The organism is Marinimicrobium alkaliphilum (assembly GCF_003259155.1).
Classification (GTDB): domain Bacteria; phylum Pseudomonadota; class Gammaproteobacteria; order Pseudomonadales; family Cellvibrionaceae; genus Marinimicrobium_A; species Marinimicrobium_A alkaliphilum.
The window spans coordinates 384,998-410,468 of the sequence record NZ_QGMQ01000001.1; the positions used below are offsets into that span (position 1 = coordinate 384,998).

Annotated in this window: 26 protein-coding genes; 22 read left to right on the plus strand and 4 right to left on the minus strand. The window is 59.3% G+C overall.

Annotated elements, in window-relative coordinates; all coding sequences use genetic code 11:
- Positions 1–235: 235 nt before the first annotated feature.
- From DKW72_RS01785 to DKW72_RS01815, 7 genes are all read left to right on the plus strand, one after another.
- Positions 236–3,028, plus strand: coding sequence for a monovalent cation/H+ antiporter subunit A (locus DKW72_RS01785; RefSeq protein ID WP_111640589.1), 2,793 nt, complete (start codon positions 236–238; stop codon positions 3,026–3,028).
- Entirely contained in the window at positions 3,028–3,366 is a 339-nt protein-coding gene (locus tag DKW72_RS01790) for a Na+/H+ antiporter subunit C (RefSeq protein WP_111640590.1), read from the plus strand. The genes DKW72_RS01785 and DKW72_RS01790 overlap by 1 nt, the downstream gene beginning before the upstream one ends.
- Positions 3,363–4,880 (plus strand): monovalent cation/H+ antiporter subunit D, encoded by a 1,518-nt coding sequence (locus DKW72_RS01795; RefSeq protein ID WP_111640591.1) that lies wholly within the window; start codon positions 3,363–3,365, stop codon positions 4,878–4,880. The genes DKW72_RS01790 and DKW72_RS01795 overlap by 4 nt, the downstream gene beginning before the upstream one ends.
- A complete protein-coding gene (locus DKW72_RS01800) occupies positions 4,877–5,386 on the plus strand; it encodes a Na+/H+ antiporter subunit E (protein WP_111640592.1) in 510 nt (169 codons plus the stop codon). The genes DKW72_RS01795 and DKW72_RS01800 overlap by 4 nt, the downstream gene beginning before the upstream one ends.
- Positions 5,383–5,652, plus strand: a complete 270-nt coding sequence (locus DKW72_RS01805) for a K+/H+ antiporter subunit F (RefSeq protein ID WP_111640593.1) — start codon at positions 5,383–5,385, stop codon at positions 5,650–5,652. Before DKW72_RS01800 ends, DKW72_RS01805 begins: the two co-directional genes overlap by 4 nt.
- Positions 5,649–5,999, plus strand: a complete 351-nt coding sequence (locus DKW72_RS01810) for a Na+/H+ antiporter subunit G (protein ID WP_198411181.1) — start codon at positions 5,649–5,651, stop codon at positions 5,997–5,999. The genes DKW72_RS01805 and DKW72_RS01810 overlap by 4 nt, the downstream gene beginning before the upstream one ends.
- A gap of 194 nt (positions 6,000–6,193) precedes the next feature.
- Positions 6,194–6,949, plus strand: coding sequence for a SapC family protein (locus DKW72_RS01815; protein WP_111640594.1), 756 nt, complete (start codon positions 6,194–6,196; stop codon positions 6,947–6,949).
- A gap of 132 nt (positions 6,950–7,081) precedes the next feature.
- Here the strand turns inward: DKW72_RS01815 and hpf are convergent, their stop codons facing one another.
- Both hpf and DKW72_RS01825 read right to left on the minus strand, forming a co-directional pair.
- The gene (hpf, locus tag DKW72_RS01820; protein ID WP_111640595.1) at positions 7,082–7,405 is read right to left on the minus strand and encodes a ribosome hibernation-promoting factor, HPF/YfiA family; all 324 of its coding nucleotides are present in this window, start codon (positions 7,403–7,405) and stop codon (positions 7,082–7,084) included.
- 219 nt (positions 7,406–7,624) lie between these two features.
- Complete coding sequence (locus tag DKW72_RS01825) at positions 7,625–8,065, minus strand: universal stress protein (RefSeq protein ID WP_157960362.1); 441 nt, start codon at positions 8,063–8,065, stop codon at positions 7,625–7,627.
- A 96-nt stretch (positions 8,066–8,161) separates the two neighbouring features.
- Here DKW72_RS01825 and DKW72_RS01830 point away from each other — a divergent pair, with 96 nt between their 5' ends.
- The 3 genes from DKW72_RS01830 (at position 8,162) to DKW72_RS01840 (ending at position 11,421) form a co-directional block, all read left to right on the plus strand.
- Positions 8,162–9,076, plus strand: coding sequence for a TIGR01777 family oxidoreductase (locus tag DKW72_RS01830; RefSeq protein WP_111640597.1), 915 nt, complete (start codon positions 8,162–8,164; stop codon positions 9,074–9,076).
- A gap of 139 nt (positions 9,077–9,215) precedes the next feature.
- The gene (locus DKW72_RS01835; protein ID WP_111640598.1) at positions 9,216–9,686 is read left to right on the plus strand and encodes an Hsp20 family protein; all 471 of its coding nucleotides are present in this window, start codon (positions 9,216–9,218) and stop codon (positions 9,684–9,686) included.
- 277 nt (positions 9,687–9,963) lie between these two features.
- Positions 9,964–11,421, plus strand: a complete 1,458-nt coding sequence (locus DKW72_RS01840; protein WP_111640599.1) for an RICIN domain-containing protein — start codon at positions 9,964–9,966, stop codon at positions 11,419–11,421.
- 5 nt (positions 11,422–11,426) lie between these two features.
- On the opposite strand, the gene DKW72_RS01845 is transcribed toward DKW72_RS01840, so the two are convergent.
- A complete protein-coding gene (locus tag DKW72_RS01845; protein ID WP_111640600.1) occupies positions 11,427–12,437 on the minus strand; it encodes a GlxA family transcriptional regulator in 1,011 nt (336 codons plus the stop codon).
- A gap of 161 nt (positions 12,438–12,598) precedes the next feature.
- Here DKW72_RS01845 and DKW72_RS01850 point away from each other — a divergent pair, with 161 nt between their 5' ends.
- From DKW72_RS01850 to recJ, 11 genes are all read left to right on the plus strand, one after another.
- The gene (locus tag DKW72_RS01850; protein ID WP_198411182.1) at positions 12,599–14,515 is read left to right on the plus strand and encodes a beta-ketoacyl synthase; all 1,917 of its coding nucleotides are present in this window, start codon (positions 12,599–12,601) and stop codon (positions 14,513–14,515) included.
- Between the two features lie 178 nt (positions 14,516–14,693).
- The gene (rpsP, locus tag DKW72_RS01855) at positions 14,694–14,945 is read left to right on the plus strand and encodes a 30S ribosomal protein S16 (protein WP_111640601.1); all 252 of its coding nucleotides are present in this window, start codon (positions 14,694–14,696) and stop codon (positions 14,943–14,945) included.
- Positions 14,946–14,960: 15 nt separating this feature from the next.
- Positions 14,961–15,500, plus strand: coding sequence for a ribosome maturation factor RimM (rimM, locus tag DKW72_RS01860; protein WP_111640602.1), 540 nt, complete (start codon positions 14,961–14,963; stop codon positions 15,498–15,500).
- A 48-nt stretch (positions 15,501–15,548) separates the two neighbouring features.
- Positions 15,549–16,259, plus strand: a complete 711-nt coding sequence (trmD, locus tag DKW72_RS01865; RefSeq protein WP_111640919.1) for a tRNA (guanosine(37)-N1)-methyltransferase TrmD — start codon at positions 15,549–15,551, stop codon at positions 16,257–16,259.
- 33 nt (positions 16,260–16,292) lie between these two features.
- Positions 16,293–16,649, plus strand: coding sequence for a 50S ribosomal protein L19 (gene rplS / locus DKW72_RS01870; RefSeq protein ID WP_111640603.1), 357 nt, complete (start codon positions 16,293–16,295; stop codon positions 16,647–16,649).
- 128 nt (positions 16,650–16,777) lie between these two features.
- Positions 16,778–17,701 (plus strand): site-specific tyrosine recombinase XerD, encoded by a 924-nt coding sequence (xerD, locus tag DKW72_RS01875; RefSeq protein ID WP_111640604.1) that lies wholly within the window; start codon positions 16,778–16,780, stop codon positions 17,699–17,701.
- A gap of 38 nt (positions 17,702–17,739) precedes the next feature.
- Positions 17,740–18,507 (plus strand): DsbC family protein, encoded by a 768-nt coding sequence (locus tag DKW72_RS01880; RefSeq protein ID WP_111640605.1) that lies wholly within the window; start codon positions 17,740–17,742, stop codon positions 18,505–18,507.
- Between the two features lie 146 nt (positions 18,508–18,653).
- A complete protein-coding gene (locus DKW72_RS01885) occupies positions 18,654–19,958 on the plus strand; it encodes a homoserine dehydrogenase (protein WP_111640606.1) in 1,305 nt (434 codons plus the stop codon).
- Positions 19,959–19,997: 39 nt separating this feature from the next.
- Entirely contained in the window at positions 19,998–21,395 is a 1,398-nt protein-coding gene (gene thrC / locus DKW72_RS01890; RefSeq protein ID WP_111640607.1) for a threonine synthase, read from the plus strand.
- 158 nt (positions 21,396–21,553) lie between these two features.
- The gene (locus tag DKW72_RS01895; protein ID WP_111640608.1) at positions 21,554–22,318 is read left to right on the plus strand and encodes a ThuA domain-containing protein; all 765 of its coding nucleotides are present in this window, start codon (positions 21,554–21,556) and stop codon (positions 22,316–22,318) included.
- A 15-nt stretch (positions 22,319–22,333) separates the two neighbouring features.
- On the plus strand, positions 22,334–24,085 hold the full coding sequence (gene recJ / locus DKW72_RS01900) for a single-stranded-DNA-specific exonuclease RecJ (protein WP_111640609.1): 1,752 nt from the start codon (positions 22,334–22,336) through the stop codon (positions 24,083–24,085).
- On the opposite strand, the gene DKW72_RS01905 is transcribed toward recJ, so the two are convergent.
- Positions 24,079–24,708, minus strand: coding sequence for an arylesterase (locus DKW72_RS01905; RefSeq protein ID WP_111640610.1), 630 nt, complete (start codon positions 24,706–24,708; stop codon positions 24,079–24,081). The two genes, recJ and DKW72_RS01905, sit on opposite strands and share 7 nt — an antisense overlap.
- A gap of 83 nt (positions 24,709–24,791) precedes the next feature.
- On the opposite strand from DKW72_RS01905, the gene DKW72_RS01910 reads away from it, so the two are divergent.
- Positions 24,792–25,469: an ABC transporter ATP-binding protein gene (locus DKW72_RS01910; RefSeq protein WP_111640611.1), complete on the plus strand. Its 678-nt coding sequence runs from the start codon at positions 24,792–24,794 to the stop codon at positions 25,467–25,469.
- The last annotated feature ends 2 nt before the right edge of the window (positions 25,470–25,471 follow it).

Here is a 25,471-nt window from a genome sequence, read left to right on the forward strand (position 1 = left end):
AACCCGCCCAATCGGCGGGTTTTTTTATGCCTTGCAATTGACCAGCGCAATCATCTCTAACTCTTTGGGAATAGGTATTTTTGGTTAATGCATCGCCTTTGTGGGCCATGTATAATCGCCGCCCGTTAAGGCCGCCTGCGCGTTTTACCTGCCACCGGGTCTCTCTGCCTGGTTTGCTGTCGGGTTCGGCCCTCACACTCTATTATTAGCTCCTACAAAACGGACTATACGGCTTATGCAGCTGGCCCTGATTATTCTGGTCCCCTTGCTCGGTGCGTTTGCGCCCGCATTGAGACGGCGCGATCCTGTCTGGCGGTTGGCGCTGTTCGCCGGGTTGCCGGCACTGCTCAGTTTTTCCCTGTTGCTGTCGCTTTTGCCCCAGGTCCTCGCGGGCGAGGTGTTGGTGTACCAGTGGGACTGGATCAGTCAGTTGGGCCTGTCCTTCGCGCTGCGCCTGGATGGCCTGGGCTGGTTGTTTGCGACCCTGATTACCGGCATGGGCACGCTTATCATCGCTTATGCCCGCTATTACTTTGAGGGCAAGGCCACCAGCGGTCGCTTTTACAGTCTGATTCTGTTGTTCATGTTTGCCATGCTCGGCATTGTGCTGTCGGAAAACCTGCTCTTTATGCTGGTGTTCTGGGAGCTGACCAGCCTGGTGTCTTTCCTGCTGATCGGGTTCAACTGGCACAGCCAGGGTGCCCGCCGCGGGGCCCGGATGTCACTGGTGATTACCGGCGGCGGCGGGCTGCTGCTGTTGGCGGGCCTGTTGCTGCTGGGGCAGATGGCGGGCAGCTATCAATTGAGCGAGGTGCTGCTCGCCGGTGAGCGTATCAAGGCCGATCCGCGCTACCCGGTGATGCTGTCGCTGGTGCTCCTGGGGGCCTTTACCAAGTCCGCCCAGTTCCCGTTTCACCTCTGGTTGCCCCACGCGATGTCGGCGCCCACGCCGGTGTCGGCCTATCTGCACTCGGCCACCATGGTCAAGGCCGGTCTGTTCTTGATGGCGCGCCTGCATCCGGCCATCGCCGATACTGAGCTGTGGTTTAACCTGGTGGTGCCCACCGGGATGTTGACCCTGATGGTGGGTGCTTTTGTCGCCATGTTTATGCATGACATCAAGGGGCTATTGGCCTACTCGACCATCTCCCATCTTGGGCTGATTGCGTTGCTGCTGGGGCTGGGGACGCCTCTGGCGGTCTCGGCGGCGCTCTTTCACCTGGTCTGTCACGCGCTCTTCAAGGCGCCGTTGTTTATGATGGCGGGCATGGTCGATCAGGCCACCGGCAGCCGGGATATGCAGCGCATCAACGGCCTCTGGCGTTACATGCCGGTGTTGATGGTGCTCACGGCGGTACCGGCGGCAGCCATGGCCGGATTGCCGCTGATGAGTGGCTACTTGAGTAAAAAGATGCTCTTTGTGGAGAGTCTGCAGGTCAGCTATCCCTTCTGGACCACGGTGGTGCCGGTGTGGGTGACACTGGCGGGGCTGTTCTCGGTGGCCTATTCGATCCGGATTTTTCACAATGTGTTTTACAACGGTCGCCCCCTGGATCTGCCTATCTATCCGCCGCGCCAGCCCTCGCGTCGGGCCATGGCGCCATTGGCTTTGCTGACCCTCGGTTGCCTGGTGGTGGGCTTTGCGCCGGCGCTGGTGTACGACAAGGTTGTTGCCATGGCGGTCAACGCCGCCAGCGGCACCCTGGTGCCGGCCTACGATTTTTCCGCGTTGAGTGTGGCGCGCTGGCCCATGATCATGAGCATTATTGCGATGATCGGCGGGGCCCTGTTTTATCTGGCACGCAATCCGCTCTTTGCCATCCACAGTCGTCTGCCGGAGGTGGATGCGAAAAACATTTTCGAGTGGATCGTGGATCGCGCCATTGCCTATTCCCAGCGTCGGGTATACCAGCTTGAGAACGGCTCTCTGCAGCGTTACTTGGCCTTGATTTTGGTGACCACTGTCGGTCTGGGTGGCTGGGCGCTGCTGCGCTTTGATCAATGGCAAGGCCCCATCGCGCTCAGTCCGGTGGATGCCATGTCCGTGTTCGGTGCCAGTGTGATTTGTCTCGCCGCCCTCGGGGTGGTGGTATTCCATCACGCCCGATTACCCGCGCTGCTGGCTCTCGGGGTCTGTGGCCTGTTTGTGACCCTGGCCTTTGCCCGCTTTTCCGCGCCCGACCTGGCCCTGACCCAGTTGTCGGTGGAGGTGATGGCGGTGGTGATCATGATGCTGGCACTGTCGTTCCTGCCCCAGCGTTCACCCCACGAATCGAGCCTGCCGCGCTGGACCCGCGACCTGACTGTGGCGGGCATTGCCGGTATCGGTGTCGGGGGCCTGGCCTATGCGGTTCTGACCCGACCGGTGGACAGTATTTCTGACTTCTTTCTGGCCAACGCGGTGCCCGGGGGCGGCGGCACCAACGTGGTCAATGTGATTCTGGTGGACTTCCGGGGCTTCGATACCCTGGGAGAAATCACCGTTCTGGGTATTGCGGCGGTGGCGGTGTATGCGTTCACCCGGGACCTGCACCTGAAGGAGCGGGTGGCCCAGATTGCGGATGAGCACTGGGTCGCCGATCCCCACCCGGTGATTCTGAGCATGGTGGCGCGTCTGGTGCTGCCCATTGCGCTGCTGGTGTCGGCCTATATTTTCCTGCGTGGCCACAATATGCCCGGCGGTGGCTTTATCGCCGGTCTGATTACCGCAGCGGCACTGACGCTCCAGTATATGGCCGGCGGTCTGGTCTGGGCCCAGGAGCGCATGCTGACCCAGTTCCGTCCCCTGATTGGCGGTGGCATTCTGCTGGCCGGTGTTACCGGCATGGGTGCCTGGGTCTTTGGTTACCCTTTCCTGACCTCGACCTTTGGTTATTTCAGCCTGCCGCTGGTGGGCAAGTTTGAGCTCGCCAGTGCGCTTCTGTTCGACCTGGGGGTCTATGCCACTGTGGTGGGTTCAACCCTGCTGATTCTGGCCAACCTGGGCAAACTGATGACCGTCGCCGGTCCCGGTAAGGAGATTGGTTAATGGAGTTACTCTACTCAATCACCCTCGGTATTCTCACCGCCTGCGGCGTCTACCTGCTGCTGCGCGCGCGTACGTTTTCGGTGATTCTCGGGCTGACCCTCCTGTCCCACGCGGTGAATCTGTTTCTGTTCAGTATGGGGCGTTTGCGCACGGACTCGCCGGCCCTGATCGGGGTGGTAAGTGAGCACGCTGACCCATTGCCCCAGGCTCTGGTGCTGACCGCCATCGTCATCGGTTTTGCGATGACCGCCTTCACCGTGGTGCTGGCGCTGAAGGCGGCGGTTGAGCTGCGCAACGATCACGTCGACGGGGAAAACCCGGATGAGGATCGCCCATGAGCCACTGGTTGATTCTGCCGGTACTGCTGCCATTGCTGTGCGGGGCCTTATTGATTACCTGGTACCAGGCGTCCATGAATGTACAGCGTCTGCTGAGCATTCTCAGTTGCCTCGGACTGACGCTTCTGGGGATCTACGCCGTGGCGCAGTCGGGGCAGGGTGGCTATACCCTCTACTACCTCGGTAACTGGGAAGCGCCCTACGGTATCACCCTGGTGCTCGATCGGCTGAGCGCCTTGATGCTTCTGGTCACCGCCGGGCTGAGCCTGTGTTGTGTGCTCTATGCCTGCCGCACCGCGGACCGGCGCGGCGCGCACTTTCACCCGTTGTTCCAGTTTCAGTTGGCGGGTATCAATGGCGCTTTTCTCACCGGCGATATGTTCAACCTCTTCGTGTTCTTCGAGATCCTGCTGATTGCGTCCTACGCGCTGTTATTGCACGGCGGGGGTCGGGCGCGCAGTCGCGCGGGGTTGCACTATGTGATCATCAACCTGGTGGGTTCGGCCCTGTTCATTCTGGCCGTGGGCACCCTGTACGGTTTGACCGGTACGCTCAATATGGCCGATATGGCGCGGATCATCGCCGAATCCCCGGAGGAGAAGCAGCCGCTCATCACTTCGGCGGGGCTGTTGCTGCTGGTGGTCTTCGGCATCAAGGCGGCGGTTTTGCCTTTGCTGTTCTGGTTGCCGCGGGCCTATTCCGCCGCGACCGCGCCGGTGGCGGCGCTCTTTGCCATTATGACCAAGGTGGGAATCTACGCCATCATTCGGGTGTTTCTGCTGGTATTTGGTGCCGGTGATGACCCGATTTTCCCCTGGGTCTGGGTCTGGTTGTGGCCCCTGGCGTTGGTGACGCTGGTGCTGGGAGGTATCGGCGTACTGGGGTCGGCAAGTCTGCGCACCATGACAGCTTACCTGGTGATCATCTCCGTCGGGGTCCTGCTCGCCGCGATTACCCTGCCGGGTGAAGAGACACTGGCGGCGACGCTGTTCTACCTGATCCACAGTACCATTCTCGCCGCCGTGTTCTTTCTGATTGCCGACCTGGTCGGTCGTCAGCGTGAGGAGGGTTATGACCGCTTCTATATCACCTCGCCCGTGGGCTATCGTTGGTTGCTCGGCGGCCTGTTCTTTATTGCCGCCATTGGTATGGTGGGCTTGCCGCCCTTTAGTGGTTTTATCAGTAAGGCCTGGTTGTTGCAGTCGGCTGCGGGAGCGCCTGGTGGCGTCCTGCTGTGGGGCGGTATGATTGGCGCCAGCTTCCTGGTTCTGATGGCGGTGAGTCGCGCGGGCAGTGGCTGGTTCTGGAAGCCCGAGCCCATTGCTGCACCCCTGTGGCCTTTGGACAAAGTGTGTTTTTCGATTGTGGCGGTCATGTTGGCGCTCAGCCTGTCACTGGCGATCTGGGCCAACCCGGTGATGGGTTACCTGCTTGATGCCGCTGCCCAGTTGCGCGACCCGAACGGCTATATCGAGGCGGTTCTGGGCGGTCTGTCTGCGGGAGGTGTGTTATGAGTGGAAAGCTGAGTCTGCGCGCCTACTGGTTGCCGCGCCCGCTGTTTTCCGTGTTCCTGGCGGTGCTTTGGCTGGCGCTGGTTAACAGTGTCAGTGTCGCCAACATTCTGGTGGGGCTGGCGCTCGGGTTTGTGATTCCGGTGGCCACCCGGGGTTTCTGGCCCGAGCGGGCGCGCCTGCAGCGTTTTTGGCCGATGGTCGAGTATGTCCTGGTATTGGTGTGGGATATTATCTGCTCCAATTTTGTGGTGGCGCGCCTGACGCTGCAGCGCACCCGCAACCTCAAGCCCTCGTTCGTCACCTATCCGCTCGATCTGCACGACGATTTCGCAATCACTATCCTGTCAGGCACCATTTCCCTGACGCCGGGGACGGTATCGGCGCACTATGACCCGGAGAGCAGGACCCTGCTGCTGCATGTGCTCAATATGACCGGTGATGAAGCCGCCGTTATCGGCCAGATCAAGCAGCGCTACGAGCGCCGATTACAGGAGATGTTCGGATGATTGCCTGGGTTATACCCATTGCCCTGGGGCTGTTCAGCCTGGGGATGCTGTTCTGTCTCTACCGTCTGGCGGTTGGCCCGGACATCATCGACCGGGTTCTGGCGCTCGATACCCTGATGATCAACGGCATCGCCGTGATTGTGCTGGCGGATATCCAGATGGCGCTGGGGATCATCTTTGAGGCCGCGCTGCTGATTGCTCTGATGGGCTTTATCGGCACGGTGGCCATGACCAAATACCTGCTGCGGGGGGACGTGATCGAATGACTGACGTGGCCATACCCTGGGTCCTGGAGTTGCTGATCGCCGTGTTCCTGTTGGTCGGTGCCCTGGTGGCGCTGCTCGGGACACTCGGGCTCGTGCGCTTTCCGGACTTCTACACGCGCCTGCATGCGCCCACCAAAGCCAGCACCCTGGGGGTGGGCTGCACGCTGCTGGGCTCGATGATCTACTTCAGTGTCATCAAGGAAGGGATCTCTGCGCAGGAGGTGCTGATCACCCTGTTCCTGTTTGTGACCGCCCCGGTCAGTGCTCATATGATGGCCAAGGCGGCTCTGCATCGGCGGGTGAATGCGGTCAAGCGCACCCGGCAGACGCCCTGGTCTGAAGAGTAGGTTTCGCGGCTTTTAACCCCCTATGGGCGTTAAAGACATCATTTTGCGTGAAATTTGATCGCTGCAATGCGTGTTTTGATGCCGGAAGGGCCGTTTGGTAGCTCGGTGGGTGGCATCGGGAGCCGATCGTGCTAGTATCACAGCCTTCAATGAAAATACGCGTTCGCGCACATAAATAACAAAGAGGTACTCTTGTGTCTAAGCAACTTCTGATTTACGACAATGTTGTTCCGGTATCCAGTGAGGCTCATCGCGACTGGTCCGTGAGTGTTGAAGATCACGCTTTTGTCAGCCATATGAACTCTGTGCCCCTGGTGGCGACCGAGATCCCCCACGCAGGTGGTGAGTATCCGGTCATCTTTGCCCGTAACAAGAATGAGGGTGAGTACACGCCCCTGGCGGTCATGGGTCTCAAAGAGGGTCAGAACCTGATGCTCAATGACAAAAACCGCCTGACCACGCGCTATATTCCGGCTTTTATCCGTCGTTACCCGTTTGTGTTCGCTTCTGACTCCAAGCAGGAGAACTTTACCCTGTGCATCGACGACACCTACAAGGGCTGGGATAAAACTGGCGCCAAAGGCGACCGCTTGTTTGACGAACAAGGCGAGCAGTCAGAGATGATGAAAAAGCTGGTCGACTTCCTCAAGGATTACCAGTATCGCGTTGAGTTGACCCGTACTTTCTGTGACAAGCTGCATCAGTTGGATCTGCTTGAGCCGATGGAAGCCAATGTGCAGTTCAAGGGGCACGAAAATGCCAACTTGAATCTGGCCGGTTTCTACGCTGTCAGCCGTGAGAAGTTAAAGAAAATCAGTGACGAGGCGGCGCTGGATCTGTTCAAGCGCGATGGCATGGAGTTAATCTACGCCCACCTGCAATCCATGACCAACTTTAATCGCTTGGTGGATGCCATGGCCAAGCGCTTGGCGGACGAACAGGCGGCCTGAAGGCTCTGACATTCCGACCAAAAAGAAAGCCGGCACATCGTGTGCCGGCTTTTTTGATGGGCCCCAGGAAAACTGTCAGCCCGCACTGTCGAGTGGACAGTGAATTGAAATCGTTTTGGGTTTAACCCTGCGTCAATGGGCGTGGCGCTGATCGCGCTCGCGCTCCGCCAGTTCTTTCACTTTGCGTTCTGCTGTACTGAAAGCTTCGCGTACGGCTGTGTGAATCGATTCATCGTCCCGCGCAACCTTGATCGGGTGGCCCTTCAGGTCCAACTCAATGGATGCCCGATACTGTTTGCCTTTGTGCTTGTGGTTGTGCGGTACGTCGAGCACAACCCGGCTGTAAATAATCTGGTCGGAAAAGCGCGTCAGCTTTTCAGCTTTTTCGTTGATGATTTCGTTGAGCGCCGGAGAAGCGTCCAAGTCGCGGTACACGACATCGACAGCAGATTTCATCGGGGATTACCTCCTTACTGAGTATAAGGGGCGGTTTCGGCTGCCAGCGGGCTGTGCCGTTATGCCGCCCTCACTACAATAGTGGACCTTTTCCGAAAAAATTCAAGCTGCCATCGATGGATTGCGAGCCAAAATTTCAACGGTTCGCCCCATTCCTGACCTGGATCAAGATCCCGGGTTCCCGCATGTTGTTTTCGGCGTCTCACCAGGCATGCTGATCTAGCCTTCGGCCTGAATACGTACTGTCAGGACGTCGCAGCTTGCGCCGTGGAGCAGGCGGGTTGCGGTCGACCCCAGGAGCAGCTCAAACCCTTTGCGGCCGTGACTGCCGCACACAATCAGCTCGGTGTGCATCTTCTCCGCCAGTGCGTGAAGTTCGTCGGCGGGCTCGCCCAGAAGAATATGCAGATTGTTCGCCGGAATGCCATGGGCGTCGGCCAGAGCTTTGAGGCCGGGGTACACCTTTTGACGTACCTGAAAATCCGTTGCCCGGTGGTTTCTGCCAATCAGCTCGCCGATACCGGTGACAGGGTGCTCAGCCACATGGGCCAAGTGGATGTGGCTGGCGTCCTGATTGGCGGCTCGCAGCGCGCCTTCGATCACCTGGTTGGCCTCTTCGGACAGGTCAACCGCGACCAAAAGAACAGTGTAATCGGGCATGGGCGCTCCTATAACGTTGCTGTAATACTGATTTGAGTCTAGCATTTTTATAGGCACTTGCCGTTTGGGCAGTGCCGACCACTAGAGGGGAACAGCATGCAATCACAGACGGAAAAATCCGTGCTGGTTACGGGCGGCACCGGCTTTGTCGGGGTGCCCTTGTGCCGCGAGCTGAACCGGCAAGGGTACCGGGTGACCGTGTTGAGTCGCTCGCCCGAGCGGGCACGGGCGCTTCTGGGTGAGGGGGTCACCTGTGTCGGTGATTGGCCGGTAGAGGACGTTCATGCAGTTATCAATCTGGCTGGGGAGCCCTTGGCCAGCCGTCGCTGGACCCGTGCCCGCAAGGCGGAGTTCCGCCGCAGTCGTATTGGTACCACAGAGGATTTGCGGCGCCACTGCGGCGAGCGCGGGCAATTTCCGGCGGTGCTGATCAATGGCAGCGCCGTTGGCTACTACGGCAATGCCGGCGAGGCGCCGGTGGACGAGCAGAGCCCGTCGGGTACCGGTTTCGCAGCCGAGCTGTGTCGCGACTGGGAAGCCGAAGCCATGGCATTTGCCGAGCAGGGCACTCGGGTATGCACGGTGCGTACGGGGATCGTTCTCGGTCGCGATGGGGGTGCCCTCAAGTCCATGCTGTTGCCCTTTCGTTTGGGGCTGGGCGGGCGCCTGGGGAACGGCCGACAATGGATGTCCTGGATTCACCGGGACGATCTGGTAGGCCTGATTCTCTGGGCGCTGGAAAATGCCGAACTGGAGGGGCCGATCAACGGCACGGCTCCGCATCCCGTGACCAATCGGGCCTTTACCCGTGCGCTCGGCAAGGCGGTGAACCGGCCGGCGATTTTTCCGGTGCCGGCGTTTGCCTTGCGCTTGCTGATGGGAGAGCTGGCGGATGAACTTTTGCTGGCGAGTCAGCGGGTGCTGCCCAAAGTTGCGGAGTCCAATGGCTATGAGTTCCGGTACCCTTGGCTGCCGGATGCGCTCGCTGATGTGGTGAAAAAAAACGGATAATTTTTTTGAGAAAAAGCTTGAAAAGTTTTTTGCGCAACCCCAGATAAAAGGTGTACCCGCTCATAGGAGGGGTGCTGATAACCAGCCCGGTCTACGGACGGGCACCTTTAAATATATTGCTCTACAAGAGGATATAGTGATGCGTACATTAGACTTTTCTCCCCTGTACCGTTCTGCCATCGGCTTCGATCGTATGGCGAGTCTGCTCGATAACCTGAGTCGTAACGAGCAGAGCCAACCCAGTTATCCGCCCTACAACATTGAGCTGACTGGCGAAGACAAATACCGTATTACCATGGCGGTTGCCGGTTTTGATCGCTCAGAGTTGACCCTGGAGGTCAATCAAAACACGCTCACGGTCAGCGGCAGTAAAAACGACGACGAACAAGAGCGCCAGTACCTGCATCAGGGTATTGCCGCACGCACTTTCGAACGTCGTTTTCAGCTTGCCGACCACGTTGAAGTGAAGAGCGCCAGCTGTGAAAACGGGCTCCTGCACATCGACTTGGTGCGTGAAATTCCCGAGCGGTTAAAACCCCGCACCATTGAAATTGGCACTGATACCCGTGCCGAGACGCGCGCCGTCGAGGACAAAAGCCACGCGGCTTGAGTGCGCGTTAGCAGGTCAACATTAACCTGGTGAAGAAGCCCGCCTTACACGGCGGGCTTTTTGCTTTTTGGCGAGTCCGACGCCAGATCCCGGTAAGACCCGTGAAGAGCGTCACAATTCGGCTTATATGTCATACAAATAGAGCCGGGGCTGAGGTAGGGTCTTCATTCCGGCTTAGGTGGGTTGCTTGTCCCGCGTAGTACCTCTCGTCGGCAAGGTGGCCGATGGCTTCCGTTCGGTCATCTCCAATAATGGCAACAATAACAGGAGAGAGTGTATGTGTCTGTCAATGATACGGCCCTTGCGGCTTCTGGTTTTTCTGGGATTTATCAGCGCATCCCCCGGGCTCTGGGCTAACGGGGAGGTGACTCGCACCGACGGTCAGTGGTGGGCGAGGGTCAACGGCGAAACCGTTTACCAGGGGGCGCGTTATTTCGACGCGATCAATGCGGCCATTGATAATGCCGGTGCTGTCACCATCAACATTCGCAATTCCGGTGAGAGTGGTCCAGACGGTGGTAATGTTTATGCGATTCGCCCACAGGCGGGGCAGACTCTGGACTTTCACGGTCACACGCTGCATGCCAATGGCGGGGATCTGGTGGTGCCCGTTTACTGTGACCGGCGCGACCAGATTACGGTGCGCAACCTCCGGGTGACGGGCAACCCTCGTTACGGTATTTGGTTTCGCGGCTGCTCCCAGGTCTTGCTCGAAAATATCACCATGGATCTGGATGACAACAACCCGGTTGGACTGGGTATTCGAGTAGACGACTCGACCGGCCCGGCGAGCGACTTGACCGTGGCTGGAACTATTGAGATCAGCGGTGCGCGTACTCACGGGCTAGAAACTTACGGTGTTGAGGGTTTTACCATCGGTGATGTGACCGTGACTCACAATGGTGGTTCGGGGGTGCTGTTGAACAACTCTCGCAATGGCACGGTGGGCAATGTGGTGGGCCATTACAACAACCCCACTGGCGGGTATGCAACTTTCCGCGTGGCCAACAACAATGGCCCCAACGTCATGGTCAACAGCGTCTATTCGCGCAATTCCGGGCGCGGGTTCTTCAGTGTCTCAGGCAGTCGCGGAACGTCCATCAACAGTGTCGATATTGCCGACACCGGTTCGCACGGGATTTTTCTTGAAGACGCGTCGGATACTCACGTGCTCAGTGGTTCGGTAGCCAATGGCAACCCAAATTGTCAGCTGGTCCGCACTGACAGCTCAAGTATCAATGTCTCTGGTTGCACCCCGGTCGGCAGTGCGCCAGGCGGTGGCGGGTCGGGGACTAACGGCACGGTTGATGGCATCTATCGGATAGTGCCAGTGCACAGCGGCAAGGCGCTCGATACGACCAGCTGTGATGCGGCCAATGGCACTAATGTGCAGCAGTGGCAGTGGCTCAACAACGATTGTCAGAAATGGAATATCACACCGGTGGAGGGGGACTATCATAGAATCTCCCCGTTGGTGGGTAGCCACAGGGCTCTGGAAGTGGACTCGCTTTCCACAGATGATGGCGCGAACATTATGCTTTGGGACTATTGGGGCGGACACAATCAGCAGTTCCGGTTTCAAAGCTCGGGCGAGGGCCGCTGGCGTATTATCGGTCGGCAGAGTGAAAAGTGCCTGGATGTGAATGCTCTCAGCCAGGCAGATGGCGCCAACATCATCCAGTGGGCCTGCCAGGCTGACAGTGCCAATCAACAATTTGAGCTGATTCGGCAGTGACGCTGTCAGTCAGCGCGAAACAGTTTTGCGCGCACCGTCGCCCGGTATTCCCTTGGAGTGACTGACAGCAGTTTTTTAAACAGCTGACCAAAATAACTGGTGTCCTGATAACCCACCCGCTCGCCGATTTCGGTAATCGACAGGTTGCTGGTCTTCAAAAGATCTCGCGCCACGGCGATGCGGGTTTCCTGCAAATAGCGCAATGGCGCTTGATTGGTGGCGGCTTTGAAGCGACGGTTGAAGGTGCGCAAACTCATCCCGAACTGGCGGGCGACGTCAACAAAGCTCACCTGGCGGGAATAATTGTCCTGCAGCCAGATCTGCACTTGCACAATATCCTCATCCGGGTGCGGGTTCTGGGCATGTTCAAAATAGCCGCTGCTCTCATAGGATCGTCGGATCTCGTGGGAAAAGTGACGCTCCACATGACTGGCAATCGCCTTGCCGTACAGGCGCTGAATAAAGTGGACGGTCAAGTCCGCGAGCGAGTTGACGCTCGCAGCCGTGTAAAGATTGCCGGCCTGGGTGATAAAGTGCTGGCGCTTGAGCTGTACGTCCGGGTAGTCCTTCTGAAACTGATCGAAATAGTGCCAGTGGGTAGTCGCGGCCTTGCCGCGGAGTAATCCTGCTTCGGCGAGAAAACAACAGCCGGTGCCCACGGCGCTGAGCAGGCTGCCCTGCTCGTAGCGTTGGCGCAGCCAGTCCAGTAGGGCCGGCTGACCGCGCACGATCGGTCGCGGGTTGCGCCACAGCCCGGGCAGGTAAACGATATCGGCTTTTTCTATGGTGTCGAGTGTGGTATCGGGGGCTAGCCGCAGCTGCGCCAGCGTGGTGACCGGGGCTGAGGTCAGTGCTGCCGTACGAATGTTCAACTGGGGGTGCTTGGCGTTGCGCTCGCGCCGGGCGGCATTGACGGCTGTCTGCAGCATCTCCATGGGCAGGGTGGCGCTGGTGGCGAGCATTTTGTCACTCAGGACAAAAACGATATCGAGGGTGCGGGTTGTGCTTGTGCTCATGATTTTGCCCTCCGCAGACTGGCACTTGTGGCCGTTTGACCATATTACCATAAAGTATGGCGGGTATGACGGTCACGAATGTCATGAATAGTTAATACACTGACGACTCTACCCAGTCGAATAGACTCGGCCTGATCTTTGTCCAGCAAGGAGTTTTGTGAATGTCCCACGTAGTGTCCCGTCTTCCGGTTATCGTCGGTTTTGGTGGCGTTAACGCTGCAGGCCGAAGTTCTGGCCATCACGGCTACCGCCGTATGGTGCTGGAAAGCCTGGATGCACAGGAGCGTCAGGATACCCTCGCGGCACTCGCGGTGATGATGGGTCTGGTCAGTACCGACGGCGACGGTTACCGGGATGCCGAGGGCACCTGCTACAGCCTCGATGAGATTGAGCAGCACTTTGCCGGTCAGGTGCGCGACGGCACCTTGGTGCGCCGCATCGAGCGTACCTTTTTCGATGTCGATGCGGCCCATTGGCAGAAGTCGGTTAACCTGCAGGGTGCCGATGACCAAGCCCTGAGTTTCGAAATGGCCGAGCGCGACCTGCCCGAGCCGGTGCCGGCGGATTGGCAGCTTGAGCCGTTGGGTGAGCGCCGGGTCAAAGTGACGCTGGTCCAGGGGCTTGAAGCCAAGGTCGATAGCTACCGGGACATTCCCGCCAAATCGGCCGGACAGCTGCCCCGGGGGTTTGACCCCGGCGCACACTACAATTCCCGCTTTCACCCGCGCGCGCTGCAGTTGGCGGTCGTCGGCGCGTCGGATGCGATCCAGTCTATGGGTATTGCCTGGCAGCAGGTCGCTGATGCTATTGAGCCCGACCAGGTCGGGGTCTACGCGAGCAGCGTCATGAGCCAGCTCGACGAGAACGGTCTGGGCGGTTTGCTTCAGTCTCGCCTCAAGGGCGGCCGAGTGAGCGCCAAGCAGTGCCCACTGGGGTTGAACACCATGCCCGCCGATTTTATCAACGCCTACCTCATCGGCAGCGTCGGACACACCAGTGCCCTGACCGGGGCCTGTGCCTCCTTTCTCTACAATTTGCGCGCAGCGGTTGAGGATATTGCCAGCGGCAAGGTGCGCTTAGCGGTGGTGGGCAATGCCGAGGCGCCCATCACCCAGGAAATCATCGATGGCTACGCCACCATGGGCGCGCTTGCCAGCGAAGACAAGCTGAAAAAACTCGATGACACCGAGCAGGTGGATTGGCGCCGCAGCAGTCGTCCCTTTGGTGACAATTGTGGCTTTACCATCGCCGAGGCCAGTCAGTATGTCGTGCTGATGGACGATGCGCTGGCTGTCGAACTGGGGGCGGATATTCACGGGGCGGTCAGCGACGTCTTCATCAACGCCGACGGCTTCAAGAAATCGATTTCGGCGCCGGGCGCGGGCAACTATATCACCATGGCCAAGGCGGTCGCTGCGGCGCGCGCTATTGTGGGCGAAGAGTCAGTGCGCACCCGCTCCATGGTCCAGGCGCATGGTTCAAGCACTCCCCAGAACCGTGTGACCGAGTCTGAGATTCTCGACCAGGTAGCGCGTACTTTCGGTATCGAGCAGTGGCCGGTGTCGGCGGTCAAGGCGTTTGTCGGGCACTCTCTGTCCGCCGCCAGTGGCGAGCAACTGGTCGCCAGCCTGGGGGTCTTCAAGTACGGTATCATTCCCGGGGTAAAAACCATCGATCGGGTGGCGGATGACGTGCTTGGAGAGCGCCTGCACATCCCGCTCAAGGACCTGGAGCGCCGCAATGACCCACTGGACGTTGTTTTCTTGAACTCCAAGGGCTTTGGCGGCAACAATGCGACCGCCAGTGTCCTGGCCCCCCATGTGGTCGAACGCATGCTTGCCAAGCGTTACGGTGAGCAGGTAATAGGCGCCTATCGCGAGCGCCGCGAGAGCGTACGTGCGCAGGCGGCGGCCTATGATAAAGCGGCCTCTCGGGGCGAGTTCCGGGTCCTCTATCACTTTGGCGAAAACCTGATTGATGAGCGTCAGATCGAAATGGATGGGCAGGGGGTGCGCTTGCCGGGCTACCGTCAGCCTATCAATCTGGCCTTCACCAACCGGTTTGCGGATATGACCTGAGCCACTCGGCGTGCAAACCCGGGCAATTGGGCTATACAAACGGCTTTCGATCCCTTAAAATACCGCGCCTTTCGCACCCGCCCTGAGCGCTGATTGTGCCTGGTGGGTGCCCCGGAACGATTTAAGCAGTGACCAGCCCCGTGCTGGCGCTAAATTTGAAAACACAGGAAAGACCTAAATGGTAACTATTCGTCTGTCTCGTGGCGGCTCCAAGAAGCGTCCGTTTTACCACCTGAGCGTATCCGACAGCCGCAGCGCCCGTAACGGCCGCTTTATTGAGCGCGTTGGTTTCTTCAACCCGGTTGCCCGTGGTCAGGAAGAGCGTCTGCGCGTGGATACAGCGCGTGTTGAGCACTGGGTTTCCCAGGGCGCTCAGCTGAGCGAGCGCGTTGCGCAGCTGGTAAAAGAAAGCAAAAAAGCGGCGGCGTAAGCCGTTCGGCGCTCGATGAGCACGCAGTCCTCTGGTCTGGTTGATGTCGGGCGCGTAGCGGCGGTTTACGGCGTTAAGGGGTGGGTCAAAATTCACCCCTTTACCGAAACCGCCGAAGCCATATTCGATTACCAGCCCTGGCAGCTGAAAACCGCACACGGGGTGAAGCCGGTCGTCATTGATGAGTGGCGGCCCCACGGCAAGGGCTACGTGGCCCATATCGAAGGGGTTGATGACCGGGATCAGGCGGCATTGTTTACCGGCAACATCATTGCGGTTGAACGAAGCCAGTTGCCTGCCCTGACCGAAGGCGAGTTTTACTGGCGCGATCTGGAAGGCCTGAGTGTGTACTCGGTCTTCGAGGGATCCCGCCAGCGCCTGGGGAGGGTGACCAAATTGCTGGAAACTGGCGCCAATGATGTGCTCGTGGTGGCGCCCGATGCCGACAGCGTGGATCAGCGCGAGCGCTTGATCCCCTACGTGCCGGAGACCTATGTTGTACGGGTCGACCTGGACGCGGGTGAGCTGGATGCGGACTGGGATCCGGAGTTTTAGACGGTGACCACCAGCGTAAGAATAGCGGTGGTTACCTTGTTCCCGGAAATGTTGGAGGCGATTACCGCTTACGGCATTACTGGGCGCGCGGTCAAGCAGGGCTTGATTGATCTGGCCTGCTGGAACCCGCGGGAATTTACCCGGGACCGTCACCAGACGGTGGATGATCGCCCTTACGGAGGCGGCCCCGGTATGGTGATGATGGTCGAGCCACTGCGCGACGCCATCGCCGCAGCCAAAGACTGGGCTGGCCAATCGGCTCGGGTGATCTATCTCTCGCCCCAGGGGCGAAAGCTGGATCAGGCTGGGGTTGAAACCCTGGCCGGTTACGGCAATATTGTGCTGGTTGCCGGCCGTTACGAGGGTATCGACGAACGTTTGCTGGACAGCCTGATCGACGAGGAATGGTCGATAGGAGATTATGTGTTGAGTGGCGGTGAGCTGCCGGCGATGGTGTTGGTGGACGCGCTCACACGGCTGCTGCCGGGAGCACTGGGGCACGCCCAGTCGGCGGAGCAGGACTCCTTTACCGAGGGGCTGCTCGATTGCCCCCACTATACGCGCCCAGAAGTGTTTGAAGGGCGCTGCGTCCCGGAGGTGTTGCTCTCCGGTGACCACGAAAGAATTCGGCGCTGGCGCCTACAACAGGCGCTGGGGCGGACTTGGCGAAGACGGCCAGATTTGTTGCAAGCAAAAACCTTAACCGAGGAGCAGCAGCGGCTGCTGACGGACTATCGTCGGGACCTTGAAAATGACTAACGCTAGCTGTGAAGCTACATACTCCCAGGAGATTTGACGATGACTAACAAAATTATTCTTGAGCTGGAAAACGAGCAACTGAAACAGGATCTGCCGGACTTTTCTCCCGGCGATACTGTTGTGGTCCAGGTCAAGGTGACCGAAGGTAACCGTGAGCGTCTGCAGGCTTACGAAGGTGTGGTGATTGCCAAGCGCAACCGCGGCCTGAACTCAGCCTTTACCGTGCGTAAGATTTCCCACGGTGTGGGTGTTGAGCGTACTTTCCAGACCCACAGTCGCCTGGTTGACAGCATCCAGGTCAAGCGTCGTGGTGACGTGCGTCAGGCCAAGCTCTACTACTTGCGTGACCTGACCGGTCGGGCAGCGCGTATTAAAGAAAAGCTGGGTTAATGTGTGCCCGCCTGGCGGGCATCGCAAACCAACGAAAAAGCCGGAGCAGTGTTCTGCCCCGGCTTTTTTGTATCTGTGGCACAATAAGCGATCGATAATCGAGTTGTTCCGCGAGCGAGATTTCCCCCATGCCCAGACCTCCCGTACCGCCGACCAGTGACGCGCCAGGCAGTCGCGAGATCGAGTCCTACCTGGATGCCACCTGGATGGAAAAGGGGCTGAGTGACAATACCCTGGGTGCCTACCGCCGGGATTTGCAGGCCTATGCGTTCTGGCTGGCCGAACGCGGCCTGGATTTGATGAGCGCCGGGGGGCTGGAACTGTTGGATTACCTGGGAGCGCGCCACGCCCGGGGGCTGTCGAGCCGGTCCACGGCGCGCTTTTTGTCGTGCGCGCGCGGCTTCTATCGCCATCAGATTGCCGCGGGTCGGGTGTCGGTGGACCCGCTCGCGCAGGTCGATAACCCCAAATTACCCAAGCCCCTGCCCAAATCTCTGAGCGAAAACGATGTTGAACGCCTGCTGGCTGCGCCGGATCTTTCGACGCCCATCGGGCTGCGTGATCGGACCATGCTTGAGGTGATTTACGCTTGCGGGCTGCGCGTCTCGGAGCTGGTTGGCCTGGAGGCGGGCCAGGTCAACCAGCGTCAGGGCGTCGTGCGGGTGATGGGCAAGGGCAGCAAGGAGCGCCTGGTGCCCCTGGGGGAGGAGGCCCTGGCCTGGCTGGTTCGCTACGGGCGTGAAGCGCGACCGGAATTGCTGCATAATAGGCCGTCTGAGGTATTGTTCCCCAGTCAGCGTGGGCAGGTGATGACACGGCAGACCTTTTGGCACCGTATTAAGCACTGGGCAACGGTGGCCGGTATCGACAAGCCGTTGTCGCCGCACACCCTGCGCCACGCATTTGCTACCCATCTGCTGAACCACGGCGCCGATTTGCGGGTCGTACAGTTGTTGTTGGGGCACAGTGATCTCTCTACCACTCAAATATACACGCATGTGGCACGCAGCCGTATGCAATCGGAGCACGCTCGACATCATCCCAGAGGCTGATGCGCGCAGCGCGAACACGCTAGTTACAGGAAGCCGTTATGTTGAAAGTTTTAGTCACTTGTGGGTTGGGCATGGGCCTTTGGATTTTGGCGCCGCTGGTCGTTGCCGCTGAGCCGTCGCCGGAAGCGGTCATTACTGAACGCTTGCAACAGGCTCGGCCGGACATTGAGTTTGGCACGCCGCGCCCGTCGCCCATTGACGGTCTCTATCAGGTGAGTGTGACCGGAGGGCCGACCCTCTATATCACTCCCGATGGTCGCCGTTTCGTCCTTGGCGATATGTACGATGTTCAAGCGGGCGGCTTTACCCAGGTGCAAGACCCCTATCTGAAAGAGCAGCGCAGCGATGCTGTAGCCGCGCTCGACGAAGGTGACACCATCAATTTTGCTGCCACGGGTGATACCAAGGCGGTGATCTATGTCTTTACCGACGTCGATTGCGGCTTTTGCCGACGCCTGCACAATCACATTAACGCGTACAACGATGGCGGTGAGCGCAAGCCCGGTTATGCCGATTTGGGTATCGAAGTCCGTTACCTGGCGTACCCGCGCGCCGGGGTCAACAGCGAGTCCGGCCGTAAGCTCCAGACCGCCTGGTGTGCCGACGACCGACAGGGCACCATGGATCAACTCAAGAACCTGCGTCCGGTTGAGTTGACGGCCTGCAGTGATAACCCGGTGGCAGCCCAGCACCGCCTGGGCAGCGAGATCGGCGTTTCCGGCACCCCCGCGATTCTGTTGGCCGATGGCACTATGATTGGCGGCTACGTTCCACCCGAAGAGCTGGCCCGCCGCCTCGGCCTATAGGCGCTCCGTCGGGGGCGCGCAAAAGTGGGGCGCGGTGATTGACAGCGTCCCCGGCCCTCAGTAAGGTTGTCGCCCTTTGCCCCTGCGCTTTTAGGGGGGTGTTCATATTCCTTTCGAAACATGCCTGCTATCTGGGAGACACTATCTTGAAACCGGTACGACTTGGTATTTGTGGACTCGGCACCGTCGGCGGCGGCACAGTCAATGTACTGGCGCGCAACGGCAAAGCCATCAACGCCCGCGCCGGCTGCGATATTGTTATCAGCCAGATTGGCGCGCGTCGGGACAATCCTAACTGTGATGTCAGCGCGCTGAATGTGGTTGCGGACATTTTCAAAGTGGCCACCAACCCGGAGGTCGACGTTGTCGTTGAGCTGATTGGTGGCACCACGGACGCCAAAGAGCTGATTCTGACAGCGATCAAACACGGCAAGCACGTGGTTACCGCCAACAAGGCTCTGATTGCGGAGCACGGTAACGAAATCTTTGAAGCCGCCGACGCCAAAGGCGTCACTGTGGCCTTCGAGGCCGCCGTCGCGGGTGGTATACCGATCATCAAAGCGATCCGTGAAGGCCTGTCGGCCAACCGGATCGAATGGCTGGCGGGCATCATCAACGGCACCGGCAACTTCATCCTCACCGAGATGCGCGACAAGGCTCGGGAATTTGAAGATGTCCTGCTTGAAGCCCAGGCCCTGGGCTACGCCGAAGCCGACCCGACCTTTGACGTTGAAGGCACCGATGCGGCCCACAAGCTGGTGATTCTTGCCTCCATTGCCTTTGGTATTCCGCTGCAGTTCGACAAGGTATTCACCGAGGGCATCAGTCGCGTTGCGCCCCAGGACGTGGCCTACGCCGGTGAGCTGGGTTATCGCATCAAACACCTGGGTATTGCCAAGCGCAGCCCCGATGGCATCGAACTGCGAGTGCATCCCACTCTGATCCCGGCCAAGCGCCTACTGGCTAATGTCGACGGCGTCATGAACGCGATCGTAGTAAAGGGCGATGCCGTTGGTCCGACTCTCTACTACGGTGCCGGTGCCGGCGCGGAGCCGACCGCCTCGGCCGTGATTGCCGATATTATCGACGTCGCGCGCACCTTGACGGCATCTCCGGAACACCGGGTGCCGCATTTGGGTTTCCATCAGGACTCGCTGCGGGACAAAGTCATCCTGCCCATGGAAGATATTGAAACAGCGTATTATCTGCGCATGTCGGCGCTGGATCGCCCAGGGGTTCTGTCACAGATTGCCCAGATCCTCAGCGATTCCGGGATCAGTATTGAAGCCCTGATTCAAAAGGAAGCGCCGGAGGGCGAGGAAATCGTGCCCTTGATCCTGCTGACCAACCGCGCTCTGGAGAAGCAGTTGATGGATGCGATCATCAAGATCGAAGCCCTCAGCTCCATCACCAGCCCGGTCACGCGTATTCGCGTGGAATATTTGAAGTAATGGCTCCATCGTCATTGACACTGCACACAGGTTAACAACGTGAAATACATCAGCACGCGCGGTCAGGCTCCGGCCCTGACCTTTGAAGAAGTGGTTCTTACGGGTCTGGCTCCGGATGGTGGACTCTACGTGCCGGAAACCCTGCCGTCGTTCAGTCAGGAGGAAATCGCCTCCTGGGCTAACCTGTCCTATCAGGAATTGGCGTTCAAAGTGATGGCGCCATTTGTTGATGGAGCCGTGAGCGACACCGAACTCAAGCGTATTATCGCTGAGGCCTATAGCAGCTTTCGTCACGATGCGATCGCCCCGCTGGTGCAGACCGGACACAACGAGTGGGTCCTGGAATTGTTTCAGGGGCCGACCCTGGCCTTCAAGGACTTCGCGCTCCAGTTTCTCGGTCACTTGCTTGATCACCTGCTGAAAAAACGCGACCAGAAAGTGGTGGTGATGGGGGCGACCTCCGGCGATACCGGCTCGGCCGCGATCGAAGGCTGTCGCCGTTGCGATAATATCGACATCTTTATTCTGCATCCTTACCAGCGGGTGTCGGAAGTGCAGCGTCGCCAGATGACGACGGTGCTCGAAGACAACGTCCACAACATTGCGCTTGAAGGCAACTTCGACGATTGCCAGAACATGGTCAAAGCCAGTTTTGCCGACCAGTCGTTCCTGCCGGAAGACCGCCAATTGGTGGCAGTCAACTCGATCAACTGGGCGCGCATCATGGCCCAGATCGTTTACTATTTTTACGCGGGTATTGCGCTGGGCGCGCCTCACCGCCCGGTGGCCTTCTCGGTACCCACGGGTAACTTCGGTGATATTTTTGCCGGCTACCTCGCCAAGCGCATGGGGCTGCCCATTGACCAGTTGGTGGTCGCCACCAACAGCAACGATATCCTGCACCGCTGTATCAGTGACAATGACCACAGTAAGCACCAGCTCGAGCACACTCTGTCGCCGAGTATGGATATCATGGTGTCGAGTAACTTTGAGCGGATGCTGTTCGATCTTTACGATCGCGACGGTGACGCTATTCGCCAACTGATGGATGACTTCAAGTCTGGCACCATGACCCTGAACAACGCGGCACTGGAAAAAGCGCAATCCCTTTTCAGCAGTCATCGGGTGAGTGACGAGCGCACTGTGGAAGTGATTCGTGATGTCTTTGATCACTGTGAGTACCTGCTTGATCCGCACACGGCCATTGGCGTCGAAGCGGCGCGCCAGACCCGTCGGCGCAAAGACGTGCCCATGGTGTGTCTGGCCACTGCCCATCCCGCCAAATTTCCGGATGCAGTGCGCGAAGCGGGGCAGGATAGCGACCCGGCATTGCCTCACCATATGGCGGACCTGTTTCAGCGCGAGGAGCGCTATGATGTTCTGGATCATGACATCGCCAAGGTACAGGACTTTATCAGCCGTAATATTCGCCCTTAGTCTGGGCCGCGCCTCCCTCCGGAGGCGCGGATCGGCTTAGCACAGCTTTACACTGAACAATCGTTCTGCGCGTATGTGGCAGTTGAATCGGACTCTGGCTTGTGGTCATATAGTCCTCATAAGTTGCGGGCCCATTATGTCAATAACAGGAGTTCACTATGCTGTACAGTCACAAGGTGTCTGTCTCCCTTTTTCTGGCCCTGGCCCTGGCGCTGATTGCCAGCCTGCTGTCTCAACCCGCATTGGCTGAACACCACCCGCGCATTCTGGTCTTCTCCAAAACCAGTGGCTGGCGTCACGAGTCCATTATCGATGGCCAGAAAGCGCTGCTCGAGATGGGGGAGCGTGAGGGCATCATGGTGGATATTTCCGAGAACGCGGCGCTGTTTACCCCGGAAATTCTCAGCACCTACGATGCGCTGGTGTTTCTGAGCACCACGGGAACCTTGTTTAACGACGCACAGCGCAAAGCATTTGAAGGCTATATTCGCGCTGGGGGCGGCTTTGTGGGCATTCACTCGGCCACGGACACCGAGTACGAGTGGCCTTGGTATAACAAGTTGGTGGGCGCGCAATTCAGAAACCATCCGCACAACCAGACCGCAGAGAAGGTCGTGCTCACCTTCGAGCACCCATCGACCGCTTTTCTGCGTGAAGAGCTGGACGGTAATCGCTGGGAGCGTTACGACGAGTGGTACAACTTCAAGAATTTCAATGACGACGTCACTGTGATCATGAATCTCGATGGCAACACCTTTGAGGGCGGCCGGCACGGTGAACATCACCCGATCGCCTGGTATCACAATTACGATGGCGGCCGTTCTTTTTACACCGCCGGTGGCCACACCAGTGAGAGCTTCGAGGAGCCGCTGTTTATGCGCCATATCCTCGGGGGTATCCGCTGGGCCATGGGCGAGCAATAACCCTATCAGGATACTATGCAAAAACTGATTCGTCGGCGCGAGCCTCAGGGCTCTGCCATAGTGGCCGACAACCTGCCTCCGGTGCTGTCTCGCGTCTACCAGGCGCGGGGCATTGCCTCCCCCGAAGAACTCGATTACCAGCTTAAATACCTTCAGCGTCCGCAGTTTAAAGGCATGGACGAGGCTGTCAGTCTGCTCGCCGACGCCGTTGTGGCGGACGCGAAAGTGTTGGTGGTCGGGGATTTTGATGCCGACGGCGCCACCAGCTCGGCGTTGGCGGTCCTCGCGCTCAAGGCCATGGGCCTGCGCGAGGTTGATTATCTGGTACCCAACCGCTTTGAATACGGCTACGGCCTGACCCCCGAGATTGTCGAGGTGGCGGCTGCGATGGCGCCGGATGTGATCGTCACCGTGGATAACGGCATTTCCAGCCTTGAGGGGGTACGTGCGGCGCAGGCGCGGGGTATTGCGGTGGTGGTTACCGATCACCATCTGCCGGGGCAGGAATTGCCCCCTGCCGAGGCCATTGTGAATCCCAACCAGCCAGGCTGCCCTTTTCCGAGCAAGCACCTGGCCGGGGTTGGGGTGATTTTTTATGTGATGAGTGCACTGCGGGCCGAACTCCGTCAAATGGGGTGGTTTGCCGAAGCAGGCATCCCCGAGCCCAAGATGGTGGATTACCTGGATCTGGTCGCGCTCGGGACCGTTGCCGACGTGGTGCCGCTCGATCGCAATAATCGTCTGCTGGTGGCTCAGGGTTTGGAGCGGATTCGGGCCGGTCTGGCGCGTCCGGGCATCCGGGCGCTGCTGGAAGTGGCCGGACGCTCGCCCCACCGGTTGGTAGCTGCCGATCTGGGCTTTGCCATCGGCCCGCGCCTCAACGCCGCTGGGCGCCTGGACGACATGGCCCGGGGCATCCAGTGTCTCATGTGCGAGAGCGACGCCCTGGCCCGGGAAATGGCCCTGGAGCTGGATGAGTTCAACCGCGACCGCAAAGCCATTGAAAGCGGTATGCAGCAGGAGGCTCAGGCGATGCTGGAGCGGGTTCTGGGCGAACAGCAGGGCGAATTGCCGTGGGGCCTGTGTTTGTACGATGGCAGCTGGCACCAGGGGGTGATTGGCATTCTGGCCTCGCGTATCAAGGACCGCCATCACCGCCCGACCATTGCCTTTGCTGATGCTGGCGACGGTGAGATCAAAGGTTCAGCGCGCTCCATTCCCGGATTGCATATTCGCGATGCGCTCGATGCGGTGGCGGCACGTCACCCGCACCTGCTGCAGAAATTTGGGGGCCACGCCATGGCGGCGGGGATGAGTCTCAAGCGCGAACACTTCGACGAGTTTCAGCAAGCCTTCGATACTGAAGTCCGGCGCCAACTGACCGATGAGGACCTGGCGGCCGAGGTCATCACCGATGGGGAGCTGAGCGCCGCTGATTTCAGTTTGGATTTGGCCAGTCAGCTACGCCAGGCTGGCCCTTGGGGGCAGCATTTTCCCGAGCCGCTGTTCGACGGTGAGTTCACGGTGATTCAGCAGCGCCTGGTGGGTGAAAAGCACCTGAAACTGGTGGTGAGCCCGGACGAGCAGGGCCGACAGGCCCTGGATGCTATTGCTTTCAATGTCGACCTGGCTCAGTGGCCCGATCAGCAGGTTCGGCGCGTGCGCCTGGCGTACAAGCTCGACGTCAATGAGTACCGGGGGCGTCAGTCAGTGCAGTTGCTGGTGGATTATCTGGAGCCCCTGGGTGCTCCCAGCGGCAATCACTGAGCGCCATCCAGCATCGGCGCCAGTTGCTCCCAGACGTGCTCAAGCATGATCGGTTGACCCGCGGCGGTGGGGTGGATGCGGTCGTCCTGCATCATGCCTTCGACGGTCGCGACACCTTCGAGCAGGAAGGGCACCAGAGGAATCTGGTACTCCTGCGCCAGGGCCGGGAAGGTTTCGGCAAACTGGCGGGTATAGCGCGAACCGTAGTTGGGCGGGATCTGTATGCCCACCAGCAGAACCTCGGCACCAGCGTCCTGGCTTTGTTCGATCATGGCCGCCAGTTCACGCTTCATGCCGCCAATCGGATGGCCACGCAAGCCGTCGTTGCCTCCGAGTTCAAGTATCACGATGTCTGGTTGATGGTTGTCCAGCAGGGCCGGCAGGCGCGCCAGGCCACCGCCTGTGGTTTCGCCGCTGACGCTGGCGTTGATCACCCGGTGCGGGTGGTCTTCACGCACGCGCGCTGCCAGCAGTGTGACCCAGCCATCCTCTTGATCGATACCGTAGCTGGCGCTCAGGCTGTCACCCATCACCAGAATCACGGGGCGATCGTCGCTCCAGGTGGGCAGGGAAAGGCTCAGGGGAATTAACAGGCACAGCAGCAGTCGCAAGTATCTTGTCATCGCAAGCATCCGTTGAAGAGGGTTGGGCGTAAGTCATGATACCGTTTAGTCCGCACAAATTGGAAAAAGTTGAGGAACAGTGAATGACCGGCACATTGATGGTGGATGCTCGTGATATTGAGAAGCGGGTAACAACCGCTGAGGGCGAGCTGCAGATTTTGCATCGGGTCAGCCTTTCGGTAGCGGACGGCGAGAGTCTGGCGATCACCGGACCTTCGGGTTCCGGCAAGTCGACCCTGCTGGGTATTCTCGCGGGGCTGGATACGCCCACCAGTGGCAGCGTGGCCCTTGCGGGTCGGGAGTTGACCACCCTCGACGAGGAGGGCAGGGCGAAGGTGCGCGCCGATCATGTGGGCTTTATTTTCCAATCGTTTCAACTGTTGCCGGGCTTGAGTGCGCTCGAGAATGTCATGTTGCCGCTGGAATTGCGCGGCGTCAGTGGCGCCCGCGAGCGCGCCCGGGAGTTTCTCGCGCGCGTGGGCTTGAGTGAGCGCCTGAGCCACTACCCGCCCCAGCTCTCGGGTGGTGAGCAGCAGCGGGTCGCCATCGCCCGTGCCTTTGCCAGCCAGCCCCGGGTACTTTTCGCTGATGAGCCCACGGGCAACCTGGACACCGTCACCGGCGCCAAGATCATCGATCTTTTGTTTGAGCTCAACCGCGAGCAGGGCACTACGCTGCTTCTGATCACTCACGAGGAGCGCCTGGCCGAACGCTGTGGGCGCCGGGTCGAACTGACCGCGGGCGAGTTGCAGGGAGCGTGAGC

Excerpts from the sequence above, each read along its gene's own strand:
- DKW72_RS01835 (WP_111640598.1), top strand. The coding sequence starts at position 9,216 with ATGCGTACATTAGACTTTTCTCCCCTGTACCGTTCTGCCATCGGCTTC.
- DKW72_RS01830 (WP_111640597.1), top strand. The coding sequence starts at position 8,162 with ATGCAATCACAGACGGAAAAATCCGTGCTGGTTACGGGCGGCACCGGC.
- trmD (WP_111640919.1), top strand. The coding sequence starts at position 15,549 with ATGTTGGAGGCGATTACCGCTTACGGCATTACTGGGCGCGCGGTCAAG.
- DKW72_RS01845 (WP_111640600.1), bottom strand. The coding sequence starts at position 12,437 with ATGAGCACAAGCACAACCCGCACCCTCGATATCGTTTTTGTCCTGAGT.
- DKW72_RS01825 (WP_157960362.1), bottom strand. The coding sequence starts at position 8,065 with ATGCCCGATTACACTGTTCTTTTGGTCGCGGTTGACCTGTCCGAAGAG.
- DKW72_RS01895 (WP_111640608.1), top strand. The coding sequence starts at position 21,554 with ATGCTGTACAGTCACAAGGTGTCTGTCTCCCTTTTTCTGGCCCTGGCC.
- rpsP (WP_111640601.1), top strand. The coding sequence starts at position 14,694 with ATGGTAACTATTCGTCTGTCTCGTGGCGGCTCCAAGAAGCGTCCGTTT.
- DKW72_RS01805 (WP_111640593.1), top strand. The coding sequence starts at position 5,383 with ATGATTGCCTGGGTTATACCCATTGCCCTGGGGCTGTTCAGCCTGGGG.
- DKW72_RS01795 (WP_111640591.1), top strand. The coding sequence starts at position 3,363 with ATGAGCCACTGGTTGATTCTGCCGGTACTGCTGCCATTGCTGTGCGGG.
- DKW72_RS01850 (WP_198411182.1), top strand. The coding sequence starts at position 12,599 with ATGTCCCACGTAGTGTCCCGTCTTCCGGTTATCGTCGGTTTTGGTGGC.
- DKW72_RS01810 (WP_198411181.1), top strand. The coding sequence starts at position 5,649 with ATGACTGACGTGGCCATACCCTGGGTCCTGGAGTTGCTGATCGCCGTG.
- DKW72_RS01790 (WP_111640590.1), top strand. The coding sequence starts at position 3,028 with ATGGAGTTACTCTACTCAATCACCCTCGGTATTCTCACCGCCTGCGGC.
- DKW72_RS01910 (WP_111640611.1), top strand. The coding sequence starts at position 24,792 with ATGACCGGCACATTGATGGTGGATGCTCGTGATATTGAGAAGCGGGTA.
- hpf (WP_111640595.1), bottom strand. The coding sequence starts at position 7,405 with ATGAAATCTGCTGTCGATGTCGTGTACCGCGACTTGGACGCTTCTCCG.
- DKW72_RS01840 (WP_111640599.1), top strand. The coding sequence starts at position 9,964 with ATGTGTCTGTCAATGATACGGCCCTTGCGGCTTCTGGTTTTTCTGGGA.
- DKW72_RS01785 (WP_111640589.1), top strand. The coding sequence starts at position 236 with ATGCAGCTGGCCCTGATTATTCTGGTCCCCTTGCTCGGTGCGTTTGCG.
- DKW72_RS01905 (WP_111640610.1), bottom strand. The coding sequence starts at position 24,708 with ATGACAAGATACTTGCGACTGCTGCTGTGCCTGTTAATTCCCCTGAGC.
- rimM (WP_111640602.1), top strand. The coding sequence starts at position 14,961 with ATGAGCACGCAGTCCTCTGGTCTGGTTGATGTCGGGCGCGTAGCGGCG.
- DKW72_RS01880 (WP_111640605.1), top strand. The coding sequence starts at position 17,740 with ATGTTGAAAGTTTTAGTCACTTGTGGGTTGGGCATGGGCCTTTGGATT.
- recJ (WP_111640609.1), top strand. The coding sequence starts at position 22,334 with ATGCAAAAACTGATTCGTCGGCGCGAGCCTCAGGGCTCTGCCATAGTG.
- xerD (WP_111640604.1), top strand. The coding sequence starts at position 16,778 with ATGCCCAGACCTCCCGTACCGCCGACCAGTGACGCGCCAGGCAGTCGC.
- DKW72_RS01800 (WP_111640592.1), top strand. The coding sequence starts at position 4,877 with ATGAGTGGAAAGCTGAGTCTGCGCGCCTACTGGTTGCCGCGCCCGCTG.